We start from the raw sequence: 18,483 nt of genomic DNA, 5'->3' as shown, positions 1-18,483 counted from the left end.
ATAGCAGCCGAAAAAAGACGAAACGGAACGCACAGCGGGCTGATGGTTATCGTCGGAACAGGCTTGGCGACACGCGCGCTCTCCTCATGAATACGGGCCCGGATGTGGGCAATTTAGCCGGCCGTGGCCGGTGTCAGGCAGTAATGTTCAATCAGTTGCCGCAATAGCTGCACGGTAGGTTGCAAACGTGACATTTCAAGGTACTCGCCCGGTTGGTGGGCACAGGCGATATCGCCGGGGCCCAGTACCAGGGTTTCGCAGCCAAGACGCTGAAGATAAGGCGCTTCGGTGCCAAACGCCACTGCTTCGGCACGATGGCCGGTGAGTCGCTCGGCCACTCGCACCAGTTCGCAGTCCTCGGCTTGTTCGAAGGGCGGCACTTCGGGGAACAGCGGTGCGTAGTCGATCTTGACTTTATGGCGCTCGGCGATGGGATTGAGTTTCTGCTGGATCGCAGCCCGCAAGACATTCGGGTCCATGCCGGGCAATGGCCGCAGGTCGAACTCCATGGAGCACTGGCCGCAAATCCGGTTGGGGTTGTCGCCGCCGTGGATGCAGCCGAAATTCAGGGTTGGCTGTGGCACCGTGAATTGCGGGTTACGAAATTCGCGCTGCCATTGCAGGCGCAAGCCGCGCAGTTCACCCATGGCATCGTGCATGGCCTCCAGGGCGCTGTGGCCCAGGCTCGGGTCGGAGGAGTGGCCGCTGCGCCCGAGGATGTCGATGCGCTCCATCATGATGCCTTTGTGCATCCGGATCGGCTTGAGGCCGGTCGGCTCGCCGATCACCGCCGCGCGCCCCAAGGGCCGGCCGGCATCGGCCAGGGCCCGGGCCCCGGACATCGAGCTTTCTTCGTCGCAGGTGGCGAGAATCAGCAGGGGTTGCTTGAAGGGCTGGTCCAGCAGGGGCTTGACCGCTTCGATGGCCAGGGCGAAAAAACCCTTCATGTCGCAACTGCCCAGGCCCACCCAACGACCGTCAACCTCGGTAAGTTTCAGCGGGTCGGTCTGCCATAACGCGCCGTCGAACGGCACCGTGTCGCTGTGCCCGGCCAGCACCAGGCCGCCAGGCCCGCTGCCGAAACTGGCCAGCAGGTTGAACTTGCCGGGGCTGACCTGCTGGATGTCGCAGGAGAACCCCAGGTCGGCGAGCCAGCCCGCCAGCAGCTCGATCACGGCACTGTTGGACTGGTCCAGCCCAGGTTGGGTACAACTGACCGAAGGCGCGGCGATCAGGGCAGCGAACTGATCTTTCAGGGTAGGCAAAGGCATCGCTGGCTCCGGACTTACAAATTGACGTTCATCATAGAACCATCCGGCGCAAGGAAGAAACCGTCGCGGCGCGTAGGACGGATGAGTCCTGTACACTGCACGACCTTGGCAGCCACACCTTCCCCCGGCTGCGCACTCGATCCCTGGATTTTCCGGCCATGCAGAAAGAAACCGAAATCAAACTCCGCGTCAGCCGCGAGACCCTGGCAGCCCTGCGCGAGCATCCGCTGCTGAAAAAACGCAACAAAAGTGGCTGGGAGCGCCGTGAACTGATGAACCAGTACTTCGACACACCAGAGCGGGACCTGGCCCGGGCCAAGGTCGCCCTGCGCCTGCGTCGCGACGGTGAAGAGGTGATCCAGACCCTCAAGACGCGCGGCCAGAGCATCGCCGGCCTGTCCGAGCGCAACGAATACGACTGGCACCTGGCCAAAGCCAAGCTCGACCTGAAGAAACTCGACGGCGAATGCTGGCCCGAGGCATTGGCCGAGCTGGACAAGAAAACCCTCAAGGCCATCTTCACCACCGACTTCGTTCGTGAACGCGCAGAAATCGCCTGGGGCCGCGGCAAAAGCAAAGTGGTCATCGAAGCCGCCCTGGACCTGGGCCACGTCGTGGTCGGCAAGCAGAAGGAAGAAATCTGCGAGCTGGAGCTGGAATTGCGCGAAGGCGAGCCCGCCGCTCTGCTGGAACTGGCCGCCGAACTGGCCGCGACCCTGCCCCTGATGCCGTGTGATATCAGCAAGGCCGAGCGTGGCTATCGCCTGCATGATGCAAGCAGCTATGCCCTGAGCCTGCCGGCCCCGCAATTGACCGCCGAGATGCCACTCGATGATGCCTTTGCCGCGCTGAGTTGGCATTTGCTGGGTAGCAGCCAGCGTCTGGCCGAGCAATATCGGTTTAACGGCCACTGGCGCCTGCTGCAGGACTGGGTGGAAAACCTGGCCGAACTGCGCGCCCTGCTCAGCAGCCTTGGCCAGGCCGCACCACGCCAATCGACCCATGACCTGCGCGTCGCCCTGGACGCACTGCTGGAAGACTGGCGCCCGTTGGTCCAGGCCGGCCTGGATGACGAAGACGTGCGCAAGGCAGCGCCGGAACAGTTCCTTGAAGAGCTGCAAGACCCGCGCTGGGGCCAATTCTCCCTCAACACTTCACGCTGGCTGCTGGCCCGTAGCTGGGCTGCCGAGCGCAACACCCGCGGCAATCGCCAGGGCGCGGCCCAACTGGGTAGCTGGCTGCCCCGTCTGCTGGGCGAGGAATCGTCGTCGCTGCAACTGCAACGCTATCAGCAACAGCCGGAAGACCTGGCCGAGCAGTTGCCGCGCATCGAACGCATCCAGGCCTGGCTGCACCATGCTCGCCATGTGCTGGAAATCCCGGAAATGGACCGCCTCTACGGAGAGCTGAACAAACTGGCGCACCTGGCCAACCAACCGATTACCGACGAAGCCCTGGAGGCGCGCAAGCAACAGGCGATTGCGGTCTATCAGAATCGGGCCTGGAAGACTTTGCTGCGGCTGTAACCGAGATATCGTCAGCGTCTGGAATATCGCCTTCGCGAGCAAGCCCGCTCCCACACTGGATCTTCAGCGAACACAAAATGTGTGTACGACAGAGACCCCATGTGGGAGCGGGCTTGCTCGCGAAGGGATCAGCACATTCACCGCAAATGCCAGCTCAGCGCAGTACCGGCAAACTCGTCGTCGACTTGATCTCCGACAGCGCCACGATCGAGTTCACTTCCTGGATCCCAGGCACCATCGACAGCTTTTCGAAGAAGAAGCGCTCATATGCCTCGATGTCCGCCGTGACGATGCGCAGCAGGAAATCCACCGAGCCCATCAGCACGTAGCATTCCAGCACCTCGGGGAAGCCGCGAATGGCTTCGGTGAACTCCGTGAAGTTTGAACGTCCGTGCGCATTGAGTTTGATTTCGGCGAATATCTGCGTGTTGAGGCCGATTTTCTTGCGATCGAGCAAGGTCACCTGACTGCGGATAATCCCTTCCTCCTTCATCCGTTGAATCCGCCGCCAACAGGGGGATTGGGACAAGCCCACCTGCTCGGCGATCTGCGCACTGGACAGCGAGGCATCCTCTTGCAACAACGCCAGGATCCTGCGGTCGTAGCCGTCCAACTCGCCCTGCATAAATAAACCTCGTTTAGAGTTAATCAAGAATCATATGATTCATCTGACTTGGATAATCATCCATATTAGATAAGAAATACCCCTTCGCGCATGTAAAAATTTCTCCATATCCCCGGAGACTGTCCATGCCCCCTCTCGAAGCCGTCATCCCCACCCGCACCGATGTCTGGCACGCTCATAACGCCCATTGTCGCGCTCGCTACCATCTGCTGGCCGAAGCTGAACCGGATCTGCTGTGCCGAGCGCTGAATCTATTTGCCTTGCAGGGCCTGACACCCCGACAGGTCCTCGTCGAACGCCACGACGATCTGCTGTCGATGGAGCTCCTCATGGACGGCTTGAGCTGGCACCGTGCCCAAGTGCTCGCTGAAAAATTACGTAACCTGATCAGCGTGTGTTCCGTGGACCTGCAAGACGCTGACGGTGCGTGCCTTGAGCCGGCCCAGGCGGCCGGCTGAAGGCCGGCTGGCAAGAATTCGAAACGCATTGGTCGGGTAGTGGCCCAACGGTCTATCAGGTCGGGACTATTCTTTTGCACACCGAGCGAGGACGCCGAGGCGTCTGTATCGCGGCTTTGCTGCAATTGTCCAATAGGAACCCCCCATGTCCACCAAACACGCCACTCAGGACCGCTGGCTGGACCTCAATGATCTGCTGCGCCAATTGGTCGCCCAGGGCTTCATCAGCCAGGACTGCGCCGAAACCGCACTCAATGCGCGCCGGCGCCATAGCGCCAGCGCCCAGCTGCACCCACTGGAGTTCATCGCCAACCAGCATCTGGACGACCTCAGCCGCCCCGGCAAGCGCCTGGACCTGGAAAGCCTGACCCTCTGGCTGTCCCAGCAGGCCGGCCAGCCCTACCTGCGCATCGATCCGCTGAAAATCAACGTGGCGGCCGTCACGCCGCTGATGTCCTACGCCTTTGCCCAGCGCCACAAGATTCTCGCGGTGGCTGTGGACCGCGACGCGGTCACGGTGGCCAGCGCGCAGCCTTACGTCAGCAGTTGGGAAGCAGACCTGACCCATGTACTCAAGCTGCCGATCCAGCGGGTCGTTGCCAACCCGGTGGACATCCAGCGCCTGAGCGTAGAGTTCTATCGGCTGGCCAAATCGGTCAGCGGCGCCACGACGGTCGACCAGCAACCGAGCAACCTGAGCAATTTCGAACAACTGCTCAATCTGGGCGCCAGCGATCAGGAGCCGGACGCCAACGACGCTCATATCGTCAATATTGTCGACTGGCTGTTCCAGTACGCCTTCCAGCAACGCGCCAGCGATATCCACATCGAACCACGCCGCGAGCAGGGGACGGTGCGCTTCCGCATCGACGGGGTGCTGCACACCGTCTATCAGTTCCCGCCGCAGGTGACGATGGCGATCATCAGCCGCCTCAAGAGCCTGGGGCGGATGAACGTCGCGGAAAAGCGCAAGCCCCAGGACGGTCGCGTCAAGACCAAGACCCCGGACGGAGGCGAAGTGGAATTACGCCTGTCGACGTTGCCCACGGCGTTTGGCGAAAAAATGGTCATGCGGATCTTCGACCCCGAAGTACTGCTCAAGGACTTCGACCAGCTCGGCTTTTCCGCCGATGACCTGCGCCGCTGGCAAGACATGACCCGGCAGCCCAACGGCATCATCCTGGTGACCGGACCCACCGGTTCGGGCAAGACCACCACCCTCTACACCACCCTCAAGAAGCTGGCGACGCCGGAGGTCAACCTCTGCACCATCGAGGACCCGATTGAAATGGTCGAGGCGTCCTTCAACCAGATGCAGGTGCAGCACAACATCGACCTGACCTTCGCCGCCGGAGTACGTGCGCTGATGCGGCAAGACCCGGACATCATCATGATCGGCGAGATCCGCGATCTGGAAACCGCCGAAATGGCGATTCAGGCGGCGCTCACCGGACACCTCGTCCTCTCGACCCTGCACACCAACGATGCGCCGAGCGCCATCAGCCGTCTGCTGGAGCTCGGCGTGCCCCATTACCTGATCAAAGCCACGGTGCTCGGTGTCATGGCCCAGCGTCTGGTACGCACGCTGTGCCCGCACTGCAAGGCCCCCCTGACCCTGGATGACGATGATTGGCAAACCCTGACACGCCCCTGGCAGGCCCCGTTGCCGGGCAATGCCCAACAGGCCGTCGGCTGCCTGGAGTGTCGTGACACCGGCTATCGCGGTCGTGCCGGGGTCTACGAAATCATGCAATTGACCGACAGCGTCAAAGGCTTGATTCACCCCGACACCGACTTGCTGGCAGTGCGTCGCCAGGCATTCAAGGAAGGGATGCGCAGCTTGCGGTTATCGGGCGCACAAAAAGTCGCCGCGGGGCTGACCACCGTTGAAGAAGTCCTGCGTGTGACGCCGCAGAGTGAGCAGAAGTAGTTGTGGCGAGGGGATTTATCTCCATTGGCTTGCGGAGCAAGCCCAATTACACACAACAGAATCCGTCTGAAACACCACGTTGTCAGTTGGGGCCTGCTTCGCAGCCCAGCGGGGATAAATTCCCTCGCCACAGATAATGGCCGCTTGCCTTACACTCACGGATCATCTCACTTAAACAAGGAACAGTTATGCAGATCGGTAGCGTACTTTTACTTTTTGTCGGGCTGGTGATCGCCATCCTGTTCATGGGCTTCAAGGTCGTGCCCCAGGGGTACCAATGGACCGTCGAGCGGTTCGGGCGCTACACCAACACCCTCAAGCCGGGCCTGAACATCATCATCCCCGTAATGGACCGTATCGGTCGCAAGATAAACGTCATGGAAAGCGTACTGGACATCCCGCCACAGGAAGTCATTACCGCCGACAACGCCACGGTGCAGATAGACGCGGTGTGCTTCTTCCAGGTGGTGAACACGGCCCAGGCGGCCTATGAGGTCAACAACCTCGAACACGCCATCCGCAACCTGCTGCAAACCAACATCCGTACCGTGCTTGGCTCCATGGAGCTGGATGCGATGTTGAGCCAGCGTGATGGCATCAACGAAAAGCTGCTGCGCACTGTCGACGAAGCCACGGCACCGTGGGGTATCAAGATCACCCGGATCGAGATCAAGGACATCAGCCCGCCGGCGGATCTGATGGCTGCCATGTCGGGACAAATGAAAGCCGAACGGATCAAGCGTGCCCAGATCCTGGAAGCCGAAGGCCTGCGCGCCTCAGCGATTCTGACCGCCGAAGGCAAGAAACAGGCGCAGATCCTCGAGGCCGAAGGCAGCCGTCAGGCCGCGTTCCTGGAATCCGAAGCCCGGGAGCGCCAGGCAGAAGCCGAAGCCCTGGCCACCAAGGTGGTGTCCGAAGCGATTGCCGATGGTAATGTCCAGGCGGTGAACTACTTCGTCGCACAAAAATACATCGACGCCCTGGGCCGCCTGGCCTCGGCCAACAACAGCAAGGTCATCCTGATGCCATTGGAGGCCAGCCAGGTGATCGGGGCAGTCGGCGGCATCGGTGAGATCGTCAAGGCCACTTTCGACAGCAAGAAAAGCTGAGGCTCGGGTATGTGGACTTTCCTGCAACAGATGTCGTATTGGGACTGGCTGGCGCTGGGCGTCATCCTGTTGATCCTGGAAGTGTTCGGTGCCGGTGGCTACCTGCTATGGATCGGCATGGCCGCAGCTGCGGTCGGCGTGCTGACATTCATCCTGCCGCAGTTGTCATGGGAGATGCAGTTCCTGCTGTTCGGGCTGTTCGCCATGGCGACAGCGTTGTACTGGTGGCGACGTCAGCGCAGTGCCGTCCGTGAAAGCGATCAGCCTCTCCTGAACCTGCGTGGACAGGAACTAATCGGCAAAACTTTCCAGGTGCACGAAGCAATCATCGACGGACGCGGCAAGATCAAGGTGGCTGACGGGGTGTGGCTGGTCAAAGGCCCCGAATCGCCAGTGGGTACGCGGGTCCGAGTGGTTGCACAGGAAGGGGCGGTATTGAGGGTGGAACGGGATGACTGAAGGGTCATGGAACTGAATCGAGAGGTTGGCTATCCAAAGTCATAGTTAACCCTGTGGAGTCACCTATCATGCGTCTCAAACTTGCTGTCGCGACCCTGGCCTTGCTGTCTATTCCTGTTGGCTCGGTAATGGCCGACACATTTTGGCGTAACGTCCTCTCATCCGGTGCGACCACCGGCTCTACCTACCTGACCTTCAAGGATAACAAGCTGATCGTTGCCGCCCAGGACGACGCCGGTAGCTTCGTTGCCAGCGACGGCGGTATCCGTGGTCCTTACCTGGAAGCTGCGATGCAGAAAGTCCGTGCCGACAACCCAGACCTGCAAGCCACCGACATGGAACTGGCCAACGCGATCCTGGCAAAAAACGCCGTCGCCCAGGACTGATTCCAGACCCATAAACAAAATGCCGCTCGATGGGAGCGGCATTTTTTTGCCCGAAAATATTATCAGGCTGTACGCAGTATCCCGTGTGGGAGCGGGTTATTCGCCGATAGCAGCCTTGTAGCCTGCCGCATCAAGCAGCTTGTCCAACTCGGCCTCGTTGCTTGGCTTGAGCTTGAAAATCCACGCGCCGTAAGGATCAGAGTTCAGCAGTTCCGGTGAACCGCCCAGGTCTTCGTTGATTGCGATCACTTCGCCACTGATCGGGGAGTAGATGTCGGAAGCAGCCTTTACCGACTCCACCACGCCGGCCTGGTCACCCGCGGAAAAAACCTTACCGAGTTCGGTCAATTCGACAAACACCACATCACCCAGAGCTTCCTGCGCATGATCGCTAATGCCCACGGTGACCGTACCGTCAGCTTCCAGACGCGCCCACTCGTGGCTTTCGGCAAAACGCAGTTCAGCAGGGATGTTGCTCATATTCAGTGTCCTCAAGAGAAGTGTCAGCGGCCAGCGGCCCGCCGCAAAAGGTTAGATCAGGGTTTTGCCATGGCGGACGAAGGTCGGCTTGACCACTCGTACCGGGTACCACTTACCACGAATTTCCACCTCGGCACGATCGGCGGTGGCCATCGGAACGCGTGCCAAAGCAATTGACTTGCTAAGCGTAGGAGAAAAACTACCACTGGTGATCTCCCCTTCGCCAACATCGGCGATGCGGACCACCTGATGAGCGCGCAGAACGCCGCGTTCTTCCAGCACCAGGCCTACCAGCTTTTGCTGTACACCGCCGGCCAGCTCGGCTTCCAGAGCACTGCGCCCGATGAACTGACGGCTGGCCGGTTCCCAGGCGATGCTCCAGGCCATGTTCGAGGCCAGCGGCGAAACGTCCTGGTGGATGTCCTGGCCATACAGGTTCATGCCGGCTTCCAGGCGCAAGGTATCGCGAGCGCCAAGGCCGATGGGAGAAATGCCGGCGCCCACCAGATCATTGAAAAAACTTGGGGCTTCGTGGGCAGGCAGGACGATTTCCAGGCCATCTTCGCCAGTGTAGCCGGTACGGGCGATGAACCAGTCACCGTCGGCACGGCCTTCGAAAGGCTTGAGTTGCTGGATCAGTTGGCCGCGCGATTGCGAGACCAGTTCGGCAATCTTGTGCCGGGCCTGGGGCCCCTGGATCGCCAGCATTGCCAATTCAGGACGCTCAAGCAACTGCACATCGTATTCACCGAGCTGCGCCTGCATCCAGGCCAGGTCCTGATCGCGGGTCGAGGCATTGAAGACCAGCCGATAGCCGTCCTCGACACGGTAAATGATCATGTCGTCGACGATACCGCCGCGCTCGTTAAGCATGGTGCTGTACAAGGCACGTCCCGTGTCCTGCAAGCGATCGACATCATTGGCCAGCAAACGCTGCAACCAGGCCTTGGCCTGGGGTCCGGCGACATCGATAACGGTCATGTGGGATACATCGAACACACCGCAGTCGCGACGCACCTGATGGTGCTCCTCAACCTGCGAGCCGTAATGCAATGGCATATCCCAACCGCCAAAATCGACCATCTTCGCGCCAAGGGCGAGATGAAGGTCATACAGAGGCGTACGCTGTCCCATGGGTGTCTCCTTCCGGGCTTGGCGAAGGTGCGGACGAGCACTGCACAGCGTGAACGCCAAAAACGCTCTCAGACGCTATCAGTTGCCCGGTCCGACAGACGGACCGCACCGAATGCCGCGCATTGTAGCCGCATGATGTAGGACTGACACCTAGCTGTTTCGATGGGCCGAGCGTCGTATCAATCCGATGACCGGCAACAACCCCACCAGCACCAGGGTCAGTGCCGGTAACGCGGCCCGGGCCCACTCCCCTTCACTGGTCATTTCAAAGATTCGCACCGCCAGTGTGTCCCAGCCGAACGGGCGCATCAGCAGGGTTGCGGGCATTTCCTTGAGCACATCGACGAACACCAGCAACGCCGCACTCAAGGTGCCCGGCAACAACAATGGCAGATACACTTTGAAAAACAGTCGCGGCCCACTGACCCCAAGACTGCGGGCCGCTTCTGGTAAAGAAGGGCGGATTCGCGCAAGGCTGCTTTCCAGTGGCCCGTAGGCCACGGCCAGAAAGCGCACCAGATAGGCCAGCAGCAGCGCCGACAAGCTGCCCAACAGCAACGGTTTGCCAGCGCCGCCAAGTAGTGTTGACAGAGGAATGACCAACTCGCGGTCCAGATAGCTGAAGGCAAGCATGATCGATACCGCGAGCACCGAACCGGGCAAGGCGTAGCCCAGGTTCGCCAGGCCGACGCCGGCGCGAATGGGACGGGTCGGCGCCAGACGGCGGGCGAAGGCCAACAGCAAAGCGACGCAAACAGTGACCAGTGCCGCCAGCCCACCCAGGTAGAGGGTGTGGACGATCAGCCCAGCATAACGCTCGTCCAGATCGAACCGGCCGCGCTGCCAGAACCACACCGCCAGTTGCAGCATCGGAATAACAAAAGCACAGGCAAATACCAGCGCGCACCAGCCACTGGCCGCCACAGCCTTGAGGCCACGCAAGTGATAAAGCGCCTTGACGCGGGGTCGCTCGTTGCTGGCCCGCTGGGCACCTCGGGCGCGGCGTTCGCCGTAAAGCACCAGCATCACCGCCAGCAACAACAGGCTGGCCAGTTGCGCGGCGCTGGAGAGGCTGAAGAAGCCGTACCAGGTTTTGTAGATGGCCGTGGTGAAGGTGTCGAAGTTGAACACCGAGACCGCGCCGAAATCCGCCAGGGTTTCCATCAACGCCAGCGCCACGCCGGCACCAATGGCCGGTCGGGCCACCGGCAACGCCACTCGCCAGAACGCCTGCCACGGCGACTGCCCCAGCACCCGGGCCGCTTCCATCAATCCCTTGCCTTGGGCCAGGAATGCACTTCGCGCCAGCAAATAAACGTAAGGGTAAAAAACCAGGACCAACACCAGGATCACCCCGCCGGTGGAGCGAACCCGGGGCAGGCGCAGGTCGCTGCCGAACCATTCGCGCATCAATGTCTGCACCGGACCGGCAAAGTCCAGCAGGCCCACGAAGACAAACGCCAACACGTAGGCCGGAATCGCAAACGGCAACATCAACGCCCAGTCGAGCCAACGTCGGCCAGGGAACTCACACAGGCTGGTGAGCCAGGCGAGGCTGACGCCCAGCAACGTTACTCCGACACCCACGCCGACAATCAGCGTCAGGGTGTTGCCCAACAAGCGTGGCATCTGGGTATCCCACAGGTGGGACCATATCTGCTGGTCGATGTTTTGCCAGGACAGCAGCAGGACGCTCAAGGGCAACAGCACCAGCGCGGCGATAGCAAAAACCAGAGGGTACCAGCGGCGTTGGACGGGGTGGGTCAAGGGGGAGTCTCAGGGCTGACAGCAAACGCCTATTAAACCGCAAAAAAAAGATCGCAGCCTGCGACAGTTCCTACATTGGAACGCGAATCCCTGTAGGAGCTGCCGCAGGCTGCGATCTTGAGTGTTTAGTTCCAGCCAGCGCGATCCATCAAGCGGATAGCTTCGGCCTGGCGTTTACCCGCCACTTCCACCGGCAGGGTGTCGGCCTTGAACTTGCCCCAGGCGGCGACTTCCTTGGAAGGCTCCACGTTCGGGTTGGCCGGGAACTCCTGGTTCACGTCGGCAAAGATGTTCTGAGCTTCGGGCGTGGTCATCCACTCCACCAGTTTCTTCGCCGCTTCCGGGTGCGGTGCGTACTTGGTCAGGGCGATGCCCGAGAGGTTGATGTGCACGCCACGGTCGGCCTGGTTCGGCCAGAACAGCTTGACCTTCAGGTCCGGCTTCTGCTGGTGCAGGCGCCCGAAGTAGTAAGTGTTGACGATGCCGACGTCGCACTGCCCGGCATTGATGGCCTCCAGCAATGCCGTGTCATCGGAGAACACATCGGTGGACAGGTTCTTGACCCAACCCTTGATGATTTCTTCGGTTTTTTCCGCGCCATGGGTTTCGATCAGGGTGGCGGTCAGGGACTGGTTGTAGACCTTCTTCGAGGTGCGCAGGCACAGGCGGCCTTCCCACTCTTTGCCCGCCAGGGCTTCGTAGGTGGTCAGTTCGCCCGGTTTGACCCGGTCGGTGGAGTAGGCAATGGTCCGCGCCCGCAGGCTCAGGCCGGTCCAGGCGTGGGAAGACGCACGGTACTGGGCCGGGATGTTGGCGTCGATCACCTTGGAAGTGAACGGTTGGAGAATCCCCATCTGCTCGGCCTGCCAGAGGTTGCCGGCGTCGACGGTGAGCAGCAGGTCGGCGGTGGCGTTTTCACCCTCGGCCTTGATCCGCTGCATCAATGGCGCTTCCTTATCGGTGATGAACTTCACCGGGACGCCAGTCTTCTTGGTATACGCATCGAAAACCGGCTTGATCAGTTCATCGATACGCGAGGAGTAGACCACCACCTCATCGGCAGCCTGGGCGGCGGTGGAGCCGATCAGGGCCAGGGCGAGGACGGACAGCAGACGCTTGGATGCCAACATGGGGGCGGTCTCTCGATTGTTGTAAGTGCGCAAATGATAAGGACTCACATTTAGCTTCTCAATCGAACACTGTCCAGACACGTTTCAAAATGTTGCAACTATGAGATGTGCTGTGTTTTTGCGTCCGCCATCGCGGGCAAGCCTTGCTCCCACAAAAGCTCGTCCCACATTGCCCCCTGTGGGAGCATGGCTTGCCCGCGACGAGGCCTTTCGCCCCGACAAAAATCTAGGCCTTGGCCAAATCCGGTAAATCCCCGGTCAACCCCAGCGCCTCACGCACGAACAGCGCCTTGGCCTCGGGCAGACCGTCCACCAGCTTCAGCCCGGTATTACGCAGCCAGCGCACCGGCAACGGATCGGCCTGGAACAACCGCTCAAACCCTTCCATCGCGGCCATCAGCGCCAGGTTATGGGGCATGCGTCGGCGTTCGTAGCGGCTCAATACCTTCACGTCCGCCAGCCGTTCACCGCGCCCGGCCGCCTGTAGGAGCACTTCGGCCAGGACAGCGGCATCCAGGAAACCCAGGTTCACCCCCTGTCCGGCCAACGGATGGATGGTGTGAGCCGCATCGCCGATCAGCGCCAGCCCTTCGGTCACGTAGCGCTTGGCATGGCGCTGGCGCAACGGTACGCACACGCGCGGATCGGCGCTGAGCACCGTCCCCAGCCGCCCCTCGAAGGCCCGCTCCAGTTCGTTGCAGAAATCCGCTTCATCAAGTGCCATCAACCGCTGCGCCTCGCCAGGGGTGGTGGACCAGACGATTGAGCACCAGTCCTGCTGGCCGTCGCGCTCCAGTGGCAGGAATGCCAAAGGTCCGTTGTCCGTGAAGCGCTGCCATGCCGTCATTCGATGAGGCCGGGTACTGCGCACACTGGTCACGATGGCGTGATGCAGGTAATCCCATTCCCGGGTCGCGACACCCGTCAAGCGACGCACGGCGGAGTTCGCCCCGTCGGCGGCGATCACCAGCGGCGCCCGCAGGGTGCGGCCATCGGCCAAGGTCAGCAGCCAGTCGTCGCCGGAGCGGCGCATCTGCTCAAGCCGCGCATTGGCCAGCAGGCCCAGGTCACAGTCATGCAGGCGGTCCAGCAGGGCATCCTGCACCACGCGGTTCTCGACGATGTGGCCCAAGACCTCGGCATGCAGGCTGGCCGCCGAGAAATGGATCTGCCCGGTGCCGCTGCCGTCCCAGACGTGCATGTCGGTATAAGGACTGGCTCGCCGGGCGATAATGCCGTCCCAGACTCCAAGACGATCAAGGATCCGCTGGCTCGCCGCCGACAAGGCACTGACCCGGGGTTCGAAGGCAGCCTGGGGATCGAAGGGTTTGACGCTCATCGGGCTACCGTCGAGCAACAGCACTTGCAAGCCACTGCCCTGCAACGCCAGCGCCAGGGCGCTGCCGACCATTCCGGCACCGACAATCAGCAGATCTGCGCGCAATTCCATGCTTTAAGCCTGTTGTGCTGGCGACATGAGTCGCCCATGAGAAAAATAACCAAACCCAGCCCTACGCATCGGGACGTGTCCCCAGCCCCATGGCCTGGCGGGCAAACCAGCGCTTGGCCGGCGGCAACAGGTCGAGGCCCAGCAGGCCCAGGTTGCGGCCCAGGGACACCAGCGGCAGGTTGCTGCTGAACAGACGCGTCACCTGATCGGAAAACCCGACGGTCAGGGTCTGATCCATCCGCTGACGCTCGCGATAGGCTTGCAGCACGGCGAAATCCCCCGGTGCGCTGTCGCTGTCGAGCAAGGCGTCGGCCAGGGCCTGGGCATCGCGCAGGGACAGGTTGAACCCCTGGCCGGCAATCGGATGCAGACTGTGGGCCGCGTTGCCCAGGATCGCCAGATGCGGGCGGACCTGCTCTTCGGCTTCCACCAGCGCCAACGGATATAGATGTCGAGCGCCTACCTGTTTCAGGGTGCCCAGGCGATAACCGAACACGCCCTGCAATTCGCTGAGGAAGCTGCGCTCATCCAGGGCCGCCAGACGTTGCGCATCCATGCCCTGACGGGTCCAGACCAACGCGCAACGGTTTTCCGGCAGCGGCAACAAGGCCATCGGGCCATCGTCGGTGAAGCGCTCGAAGGCCATGCCGTTGTGGGCTTCGCCGGGTGTGATGTTGGCAATCAGCGCGCTCTGGCCGTAAGGTCGATTGCGCACGCCAATACCCAGCTGTTCGCGCAGGCTGGAACGGCCACCGTCAGCCAGCACGGCAAGGTCGCATTCCAGGGTGGTTTCGTCATCGAGCGTCAGGCGATAGCCGCCGACCATGGGCTCCATCCGGGTGACTTGTGCCGGACAGTGCCAACTGACCACCTCGGTGTCCAGCCCTTGCCACAGGCACTGGCCGAGCCAGGCGTTTTCCACCACATAACCCAGGGCCGGCACCCCTTCTTCCATGGCCGACAACCGCGCCGTGGAAAATCGCCCGCGATCAGACACGTGGATCTGCTTGATCGGCTCGGCGTGACGAGAAACTTCCTGCCAGATCCCCAGGCGTTGATAAATCTGCCGGGACCCGAACGATAAGGCTGAGGAACGGGCATCGTAGCTCGGTTGCCAGGCATCGCCGGGGGCGAAGGGTTCGATGAGCATGATCTTCCAACCCCGGGCCTTGGCACCGGCTTGCAGGGCCAGGGCCAGGCTCGCGCCCACCAGGCCACCGCCGACGATCGCCAGATTGACCCGGCTCATGCCGCATCCGCCCGGGCGGCGGCCATCAGGGCCTCGATTTCAGCGACCGTCTTGGGTACGCCGTGACTCAGGATTTCACAACCGGTTTTGGTCACTACCACGTCATCCTCGATGCGCACGCCAATGCCGCGCCATTTTTTCGCTACGTTGCGGTTGTTCGGGGCGATGTAGATGCCCGGCTCCACGGTCAACGTCATGCCGACTTCCAGTACCCGCCATTCGCCACCGACCCGGTACTCGCCAACGTCGTGTACGTCCATGCCCAACCAGTGGCCAGCGCGGTGCATGTAGAAGGCCCTGTGGGCTTCGCTGGCGATCAACTCGTCCACCTCGCCCTCCAACAGGCCCAGGCGCACCAGCCCCTCGGTAATGACCCGCACGGTTGCTTCGTGGGCCTGGTTCCAGTGTTTGTCCGGCGCAATTTCGGCAAACGCGGCCTCCTGGGCGGCCAGCACCACTTCGTAGATCGCCTTCTGTTCGGGCGAAAACCTGCCGCTGACGGGCCAGGTACGGGTGATGTCACTGGCGTAGCAGTCGATTTCACAACCGGCGTCGATCAATACCAGGTCGCCGTCCTTGAGCACTGCGTCGTTCTGCTGGTAATGCAGGATGCAGCCGTTGCGACCCGCCGCGACGATCGACCCGTAGGCCGGCATTTTCGCCCCGCCCTTGCGGAATTCATAATCGAGCTCGGCCTCCAGGCTGTATTCGTACAGCCCCGCGCGCGCAGCCTGCATGGCCCGGATGTGCGCCTGGGCGGAAATCCGCGCCGCTTCGCGCATCACCTTCACCTCTGCCGCCGATTTATACAGGCGCATGTCGTGCAGCAGGTGATCCAGGGCAACGAATTCGTTCGGTGGCTGGGCTCCGAGATGGGCTTTGGAGCGAATCACGTTGATCCACTCCATCAGGTGCCGGTCGAATTCCGGGTTGCTGCCCATGGCCGAGTACACCCGGTCACGGCCTTCGATCAGGCCCGGCAGGATGTCGTCGATGTCGGTGATGGGAAATGCATCGTCGGCGCCATAGTCACGCATCGCGCCTTCCTGGCCGGCTCGTAGGCCATCCCACAACTCACGTTCGGCATTGCGTTCGCGGCAAAACAGGATGTATTCGCCATGAGCCCGCCCGGGCATCAGCACGATCACCGCTTGCGGCTCGGGGAAGCCGCTGAGGTATTGAAAGTCGCTGTCCTGGCGGTAAACGTGCTCGACGTCGCGGTTGCGAATGGCAACGGCGGCGGCGGGCAGGATTGCGATGCTGTTGGGTTCCATCTGCGCCATCAGGGCCTTGCGGCGACGACTGTATTCCGATTTCGGGATATGAATCATGGGCAGACGGTGTTCCCTTTCAAGCAATCAGTGCAAGGACGGCTTGGCGGCCGGTTCAGCGGTTTTCTTGGTTTCGGTGAACAGCAGCAAGGGCGCGACCCGCAGGTACTCCATCACTTCCATGTAGTCGCTTTCGCCGTCATCGGACTCTTCCAGAGCGTCCTGGACCTGAGAGATCGCCGCCAGGTCTTGCAACACTTCCTTGGCCTCGTCACTCAACGCATATTCGCGGCGGGTCAGGCCGAAGCCGGCGAGGAAGCCCTGGCACCACTGGCCCAGCGCAGCGGCGCGTTCGGCCAGCGGAGCGTCATCGGTAGGCAGCAGCAGGACGACGGTCATGTCATCGCTGGTCAACTCACCCTTGACCATTTCCTGCAGGCCGATGAGCGCATTGCGCACGTTGTCCGCCGGCTCGCCTTCCAGCAACTCGGCGGCGTCAGCCAGCCAGCCGTCGGCATCGAAGCCGGCGCCGGCGCAACTGCGCCCCAGCAACAGGCCATGCAGTTCAGCAGGCGAGACAGGATGACCGCTGGTGCTCAGCAGGGTGGCAAACGCTTGATACGGGGAATTCTGAATGGGCATGGGCAGCTAGGCGCCAGACGGCGCTATGTCTAGAATGGAGGCCTTGTATCCTACATCGACAGACTCGCCAAGACTATCAGAGGCTGTGCGACCCTATTCCCATCAGACACAATCTTCAGTGGACACAATGGAAGACACCGACCTGCAAGCGCTGATGGCCAGACTCGAATTGCTAATTGAGCGGGTCGAGCAACTTAAGAGCCAAAACGGACTCCTATTAGCTCAGGAAAAGACCTGGCGCGAGGAACGCGCGCACCTCATTGAAAAAAACGAAATCGCCCGGCGTAAGGTCGAATCGATGATTTCGCGCCTCAAGGCCCTGGAGCAAGACTCATGAGTTCAAGCAATAGCGTAACCGTGCAGATCCTCGATAAAGAATATTCGATCATCTGCCCCCAGGAAGAGCGCAGCAACCTGGTGAGCGCCGCCCGATACCTGGACGGCAAGATGCGCGAGATCCGCAGCAGTGGCAAAGTCATCGGCGCCGACCGCATTGCTGTAATGGCTGCCTTGAACATCACCCACGAGCTGTTGCACCGCCAGGATACGCCGGACGTGCAAGTCAGCGGCTCGACCCGTGAACAGGTGCGCGACCTGCTCGATCGGGTTGATCTGGTACTGGCCACCGATCCGGACGTCAGCAAAGGCTGATTCGCGAGGCTGCCTGGGGTATACTTGCGTCACTCCCTGGGGTGCTTGCCAGTTGGTGATGTCCCTGAGCCGATACGCACAACCACGGGAGTTGCACGTTGGGGCCGGTGTGCATGTCCGCTTGACGGAAAGCCTTAACGCCCCCTGCAACTTCCACCTTGAACTTTCGGGTTCAAGGGCTAAGCCGACAGCGGTTCATCCGGGGAGCCTGATTCTCACAATGCCAGTCATCAAGACTGGCATTGTTGTGTCTGGCGCAGGCATTTCTGAGCACACTGTTTTGCGGTTACGCTGTGCTGTCGCCACCGATTGCGTGAAATATCGATATGACTGAACCCGCGCTGCTGCCGCGCCCGCAACTCCGCCGCCTGCTACGCCAGGCTCGTCGCGCACTGACACCTGCTCAGCAGCGCGAAGCCGCTCGCGGGCTCTACAGGCAACTGGCGCAGCATCCGCTGTTTCGCCGGGCAAGACACATCGCCCTGTACCTGCCCAACGATGGCGAGATCGACCCGCGCCTGTTGCTGCGCGCCGCTCAGCGTCGGGGCAAGGCCACTTACCTGCCGGTACTCAGCCCGTGGCCGCAGACCAAGATGGTGTTCCAACGCATCCGCCCCGGCGAAAAGCTGCGAGCCAATCGTTTTCGTATTCTGGAGCCGCAGATGAACATCGCCCGGCAACGCAAGGTCTGGACGCTGGACCTGGTGCTATTGCCGCTGGTGGGGTTTGACGAGGCGGGAGGTCGGCTGGGCATGGGCGGGGGCTTCTATGACCGCAGCCTGGCGTATCTGGCGCGACGCCAGCAATGGCGCAAGCCGACGCTGTTGGGGCTGGCCCATGAATGTCAGAAAGTCGAACGGCTGGCGCAGGCGAGCTGGGACGTGCCGCTGCAGGGAACGGTCAGCGACCGGCATTGGTATATCGCGGGGTAGACGCCGCAGGCAA

General features: G+C 61.5%; 19 protein-coding genes and 1 other RNA gene. 10 read left to right on the top strand and 10 right to left on the bottom strand.

The features are described from left to right. Positions 1 to 113: 113 nt before the first annotated feature. Complete coding sequence (argE, locus tag AAIS01_RS12035; RefSeq protein WP_343469139.1) at positions 114 to 1,271, bottom strand: acetylornithine deacetylase; 1,158 nt, start codon at positions 1,269 to 1,271, stop codon at positions 114 to 116. A 158-nt stretch (positions 1,272 to 1,429) separates the two neighbouring features. Between argE and AAIS01_RS12030 the strand changes: the two genes are divergently transcribed. Further along, positions 1,430 to 2,797 carry a CYTH domain-containing protein gene (locus AAIS01_RS12030; RefSeq protein WP_343469138.1) on the top strand — a complete coding sequence of 456 codons (1,368 nt, stop codon included), beginning with the start codon at positions 1,430 to 1,432 and terminating at the stop codon, positions 2,795 to 2,797. 154 nt (positions 2,798 to 2,951) lie between these two features. Here the strand turns inward: AAIS01_RS12030 and AAIS01_RS12025 are convergent, their stop codons facing one another. Then, positions 2,952 to 3,422 carry an Lrp/AsnC family transcriptional regulator gene (locus AAIS01_RS12025; protein WP_343469137.1) on the bottom strand — a complete coding sequence of 157 codons (471 nt, stop codon included), beginning with the start codon at positions 3,420 to 3,422 and terminating at the stop codon, positions 2,952 to 2,954. Positions 3,423 to 3,547: 125 nt separating this feature from the next. Between AAIS01_RS12025 and AAIS01_RS12020 the strand changes: the two genes are divergently transcribed. The 5 genes from AAIS01_RS12020 (at position 3,548) to AAIS01_RS12000 (ending at position 7,764) form a co-directional block, all read left to right on the top strand. After that, positions 3,548 to 3,880: a hypothetical protein gene (locus AAIS01_RS12020; protein ID WP_343469136.1), complete on the top strand. Its 333-nt coding sequence runs from the start codon at positions 3,548 to 3,550 to the stop codon at positions 3,878 to 3,880. A 145-nt stretch (positions 3,881 to 4,025) separates the two neighbouring features. Continuing rightward, complete coding sequence (gene tfpB, locus AAIS01_RS12015; protein WP_343469135.1) at positions 4,026 to 5,810, top strand: type IV pilus assembly ATPase TfpB; 1,785 nt, start codon at positions 4,026 to 4,028, stop codon at positions 5,808 to 5,810. 188 nt (positions 5,811 to 5,998) lie between these two features. Continuing rightward, positions 5,999 to 6,919, top strand: a complete 921-nt coding sequence (locus AAIS01_RS12010; protein ID WP_343469134.1) for an SPFH domain-containing protein — start codon at positions 5,999 to 6,001, stop codon at positions 6,917 to 6,919. A 9-nt stretch (positions 6,920 to 6,928) separates the two neighbouring features. Beyond that, a complete protein-coding gene (locus tag AAIS01_RS12005; RefSeq protein WP_343469133.1) occupies positions 6,929 to 7,378 on the top strand; it encodes an NfeD family protein in 450 nt (149 codons plus the stop codon). A 68-nt stretch (positions 7,379 to 7,446) separates the two neighbouring features. Beyond that, positions 7,447 to 7,764: a DUF2388 domain-containing protein gene (locus AAIS01_RS12000; protein ID WP_343469132.1), complete on the top strand. Its 318-nt coding sequence runs from the start codon at positions 7,447 to 7,449 to the stop codon at positions 7,762 to 7,764. A 96-nt stretch (positions 7,765 to 7,860) separates the two neighbouring features. On the opposite strand, the gene gcvH is transcribed toward AAIS01_RS12000, so the two are convergent. From gcvH to AAIS01_RS11960, 8 genes are all read right to left on the bottom strand, one after another. Next, the gene (gene gcvH, locus AAIS01_RS11995; protein WP_343469131.1) at positions 7,861 to 8,244 is read right to left on the bottom strand and encodes a glycine cleavage system protein GcvH; all 384 of its coding nucleotides are present in this window, start codon (positions 8,242 to 8,244) and stop codon (positions 7,861 to 7,863) included. 51 nt (positions 8,245 to 8,295) lie between these two features. Then, positions 8,296 to 9,378, bottom strand: a complete 1,083-nt coding sequence (gene gcvT, locus AAIS01_RS11990; protein ID WP_343469130.1) for a glycine cleavage system aminomethyltransferase GcvT — start codon at positions 9,376 to 9,378, stop codon at positions 8,296 to 8,298. A 150-nt stretch (positions 9,379 to 9,528) separates the two neighbouring features. Beyond that, a complete protein-coding gene (locus tag AAIS01_RS11985) occupies positions 9,529 to 11,145 on the bottom strand; it encodes an ABC transporter permease (RefSeq protein WP_343469129.1) in 1,617 nt (538 codons plus the stop codon). Positions 11,146 to 11,270: 125 nt separating this feature from the next. Next, complete coding sequence (locus AAIS01_RS11980; protein WP_343469128.1) at positions 11,271 to 12,275, bottom strand: extracellular solute-binding protein; 1,005 nt, start codon at positions 12,273 to 12,275, stop codon at positions 11,271 to 11,273. 226 nt (positions 12,276 to 12,501) lie between these two features. Further along, positions 12,502 to 13,719, bottom strand: coding sequence for a 2-octaprenyl-3-methyl-6-methoxy-1,4-benzoquinol hydroxylase (locus AAIS01_RS11975; RefSeq protein ID WP_343469248.1), 1,218 nt, complete (start codon positions 13,717 to 13,719; stop codon positions 12,502 to 12,504). Positions 13,720 to 13,786: 67 nt separating this feature from the next. Beyond that, positions 13,787 to 14,974, bottom strand: coding sequence for a 2-octaprenyl-6-methoxyphenyl hydroxylase (gene ubiH / locus AAIS01_RS11970; protein WP_343469127.1), 1,188 nt, complete (start codon positions 14,972 to 14,974; stop codon positions 13,787 to 13,789). Next, positions 14,971 to 16,305, bottom strand: a complete 1,335-nt coding sequence (gene pepP / locus AAIS01_RS11965) for a Xaa-Pro aminopeptidase (protein WP_343469126.1) — start codon at positions 16,303 to 16,305, stop codon at positions 14,971 to 14,973. The genes ubiH and pepP overlap by 4 nt, the downstream gene beginning before the upstream one ends. 27 nt (positions 16,306 to 16,332) lie before the next feature. Continuing rightward, positions 16,333 to 16,887, bottom strand: a complete 555-nt coding sequence (locus AAIS01_RS11960; protein WP_047226083.1) for a YecA/YgfB family protein — start codon at positions 16,885 to 16,887, stop codon at positions 16,333 to 16,335. A 127-nt stretch (positions 16,888 to 17,014) separates the two neighbouring features. Between AAIS01_RS11960 and AAIS01_RS11955 the strand changes: the two genes are divergently transcribed. The 4 genes from AAIS01_RS11955 (at position 17,015) to AAIS01_RS11940 (ending at position 18,470) form a co-directional block, all read left to right on the top strand. Then, on the top strand, positions 17,015 to 17,224 hold the full coding sequence (locus AAIS01_RS11955; RefSeq protein WP_030138125.1) for a TIGR02449 family protein: 210 nt from the start codon (positions 17,015 to 17,017) through the stop codon (positions 17,222 to 17,224). Then, positions 17,221 to 17,538, top strand: coding sequence for a cell division protein ZapA (locus tag AAIS01_RS11950; RefSeq protein WP_047226084.1), 318 nt, complete (start codon positions 17,221 to 17,223; stop codon positions 17,536 to 17,538). The genes AAIS01_RS11955 and AAIS01_RS11950 overlap by 4 nt, the downstream gene beginning before the upstream one ends. 30 nt (positions 17,539 to 17,568) lie before the next feature. Continuing rightward, positions 17,569 to 17,748, top strand: a non-coding RNA gene (gene ssrS, locus AAIS01_RS11945) — 6S RNA. Between the two features lie 116 nt (positions 17,749 to 17,864). After that, positions 17,865 to 18,470: a 5-formyltetrahydrofolate cyclo-ligase gene (locus AAIS01_RS11940; RefSeq protein WP_343469124.1), complete on the top strand. Its 606-nt coding sequence runs from the start codon at positions 17,865 to 17,867 to the stop codon at positions 18,468 to 18,470. Positions 18,471 to 18,483: the final 13 nt, after the last annotated feature.

The sequence above is a fragment of the Pseudomonas halotolerans genome, from assembly GCF_039581215.1.
Taxonomy (GTDB): Bacteria; Pseudomonadota; Gammaproteobacteria; order Pseudomonadales; family Pseudomonadaceae; genus Aquipseudomonas; species Aquipseudomonas tehranensis.
Note: the sequence above shows the minus strand (reverse complement) of the source record. Positions and strands in the feature narration are given on the sequence as shown.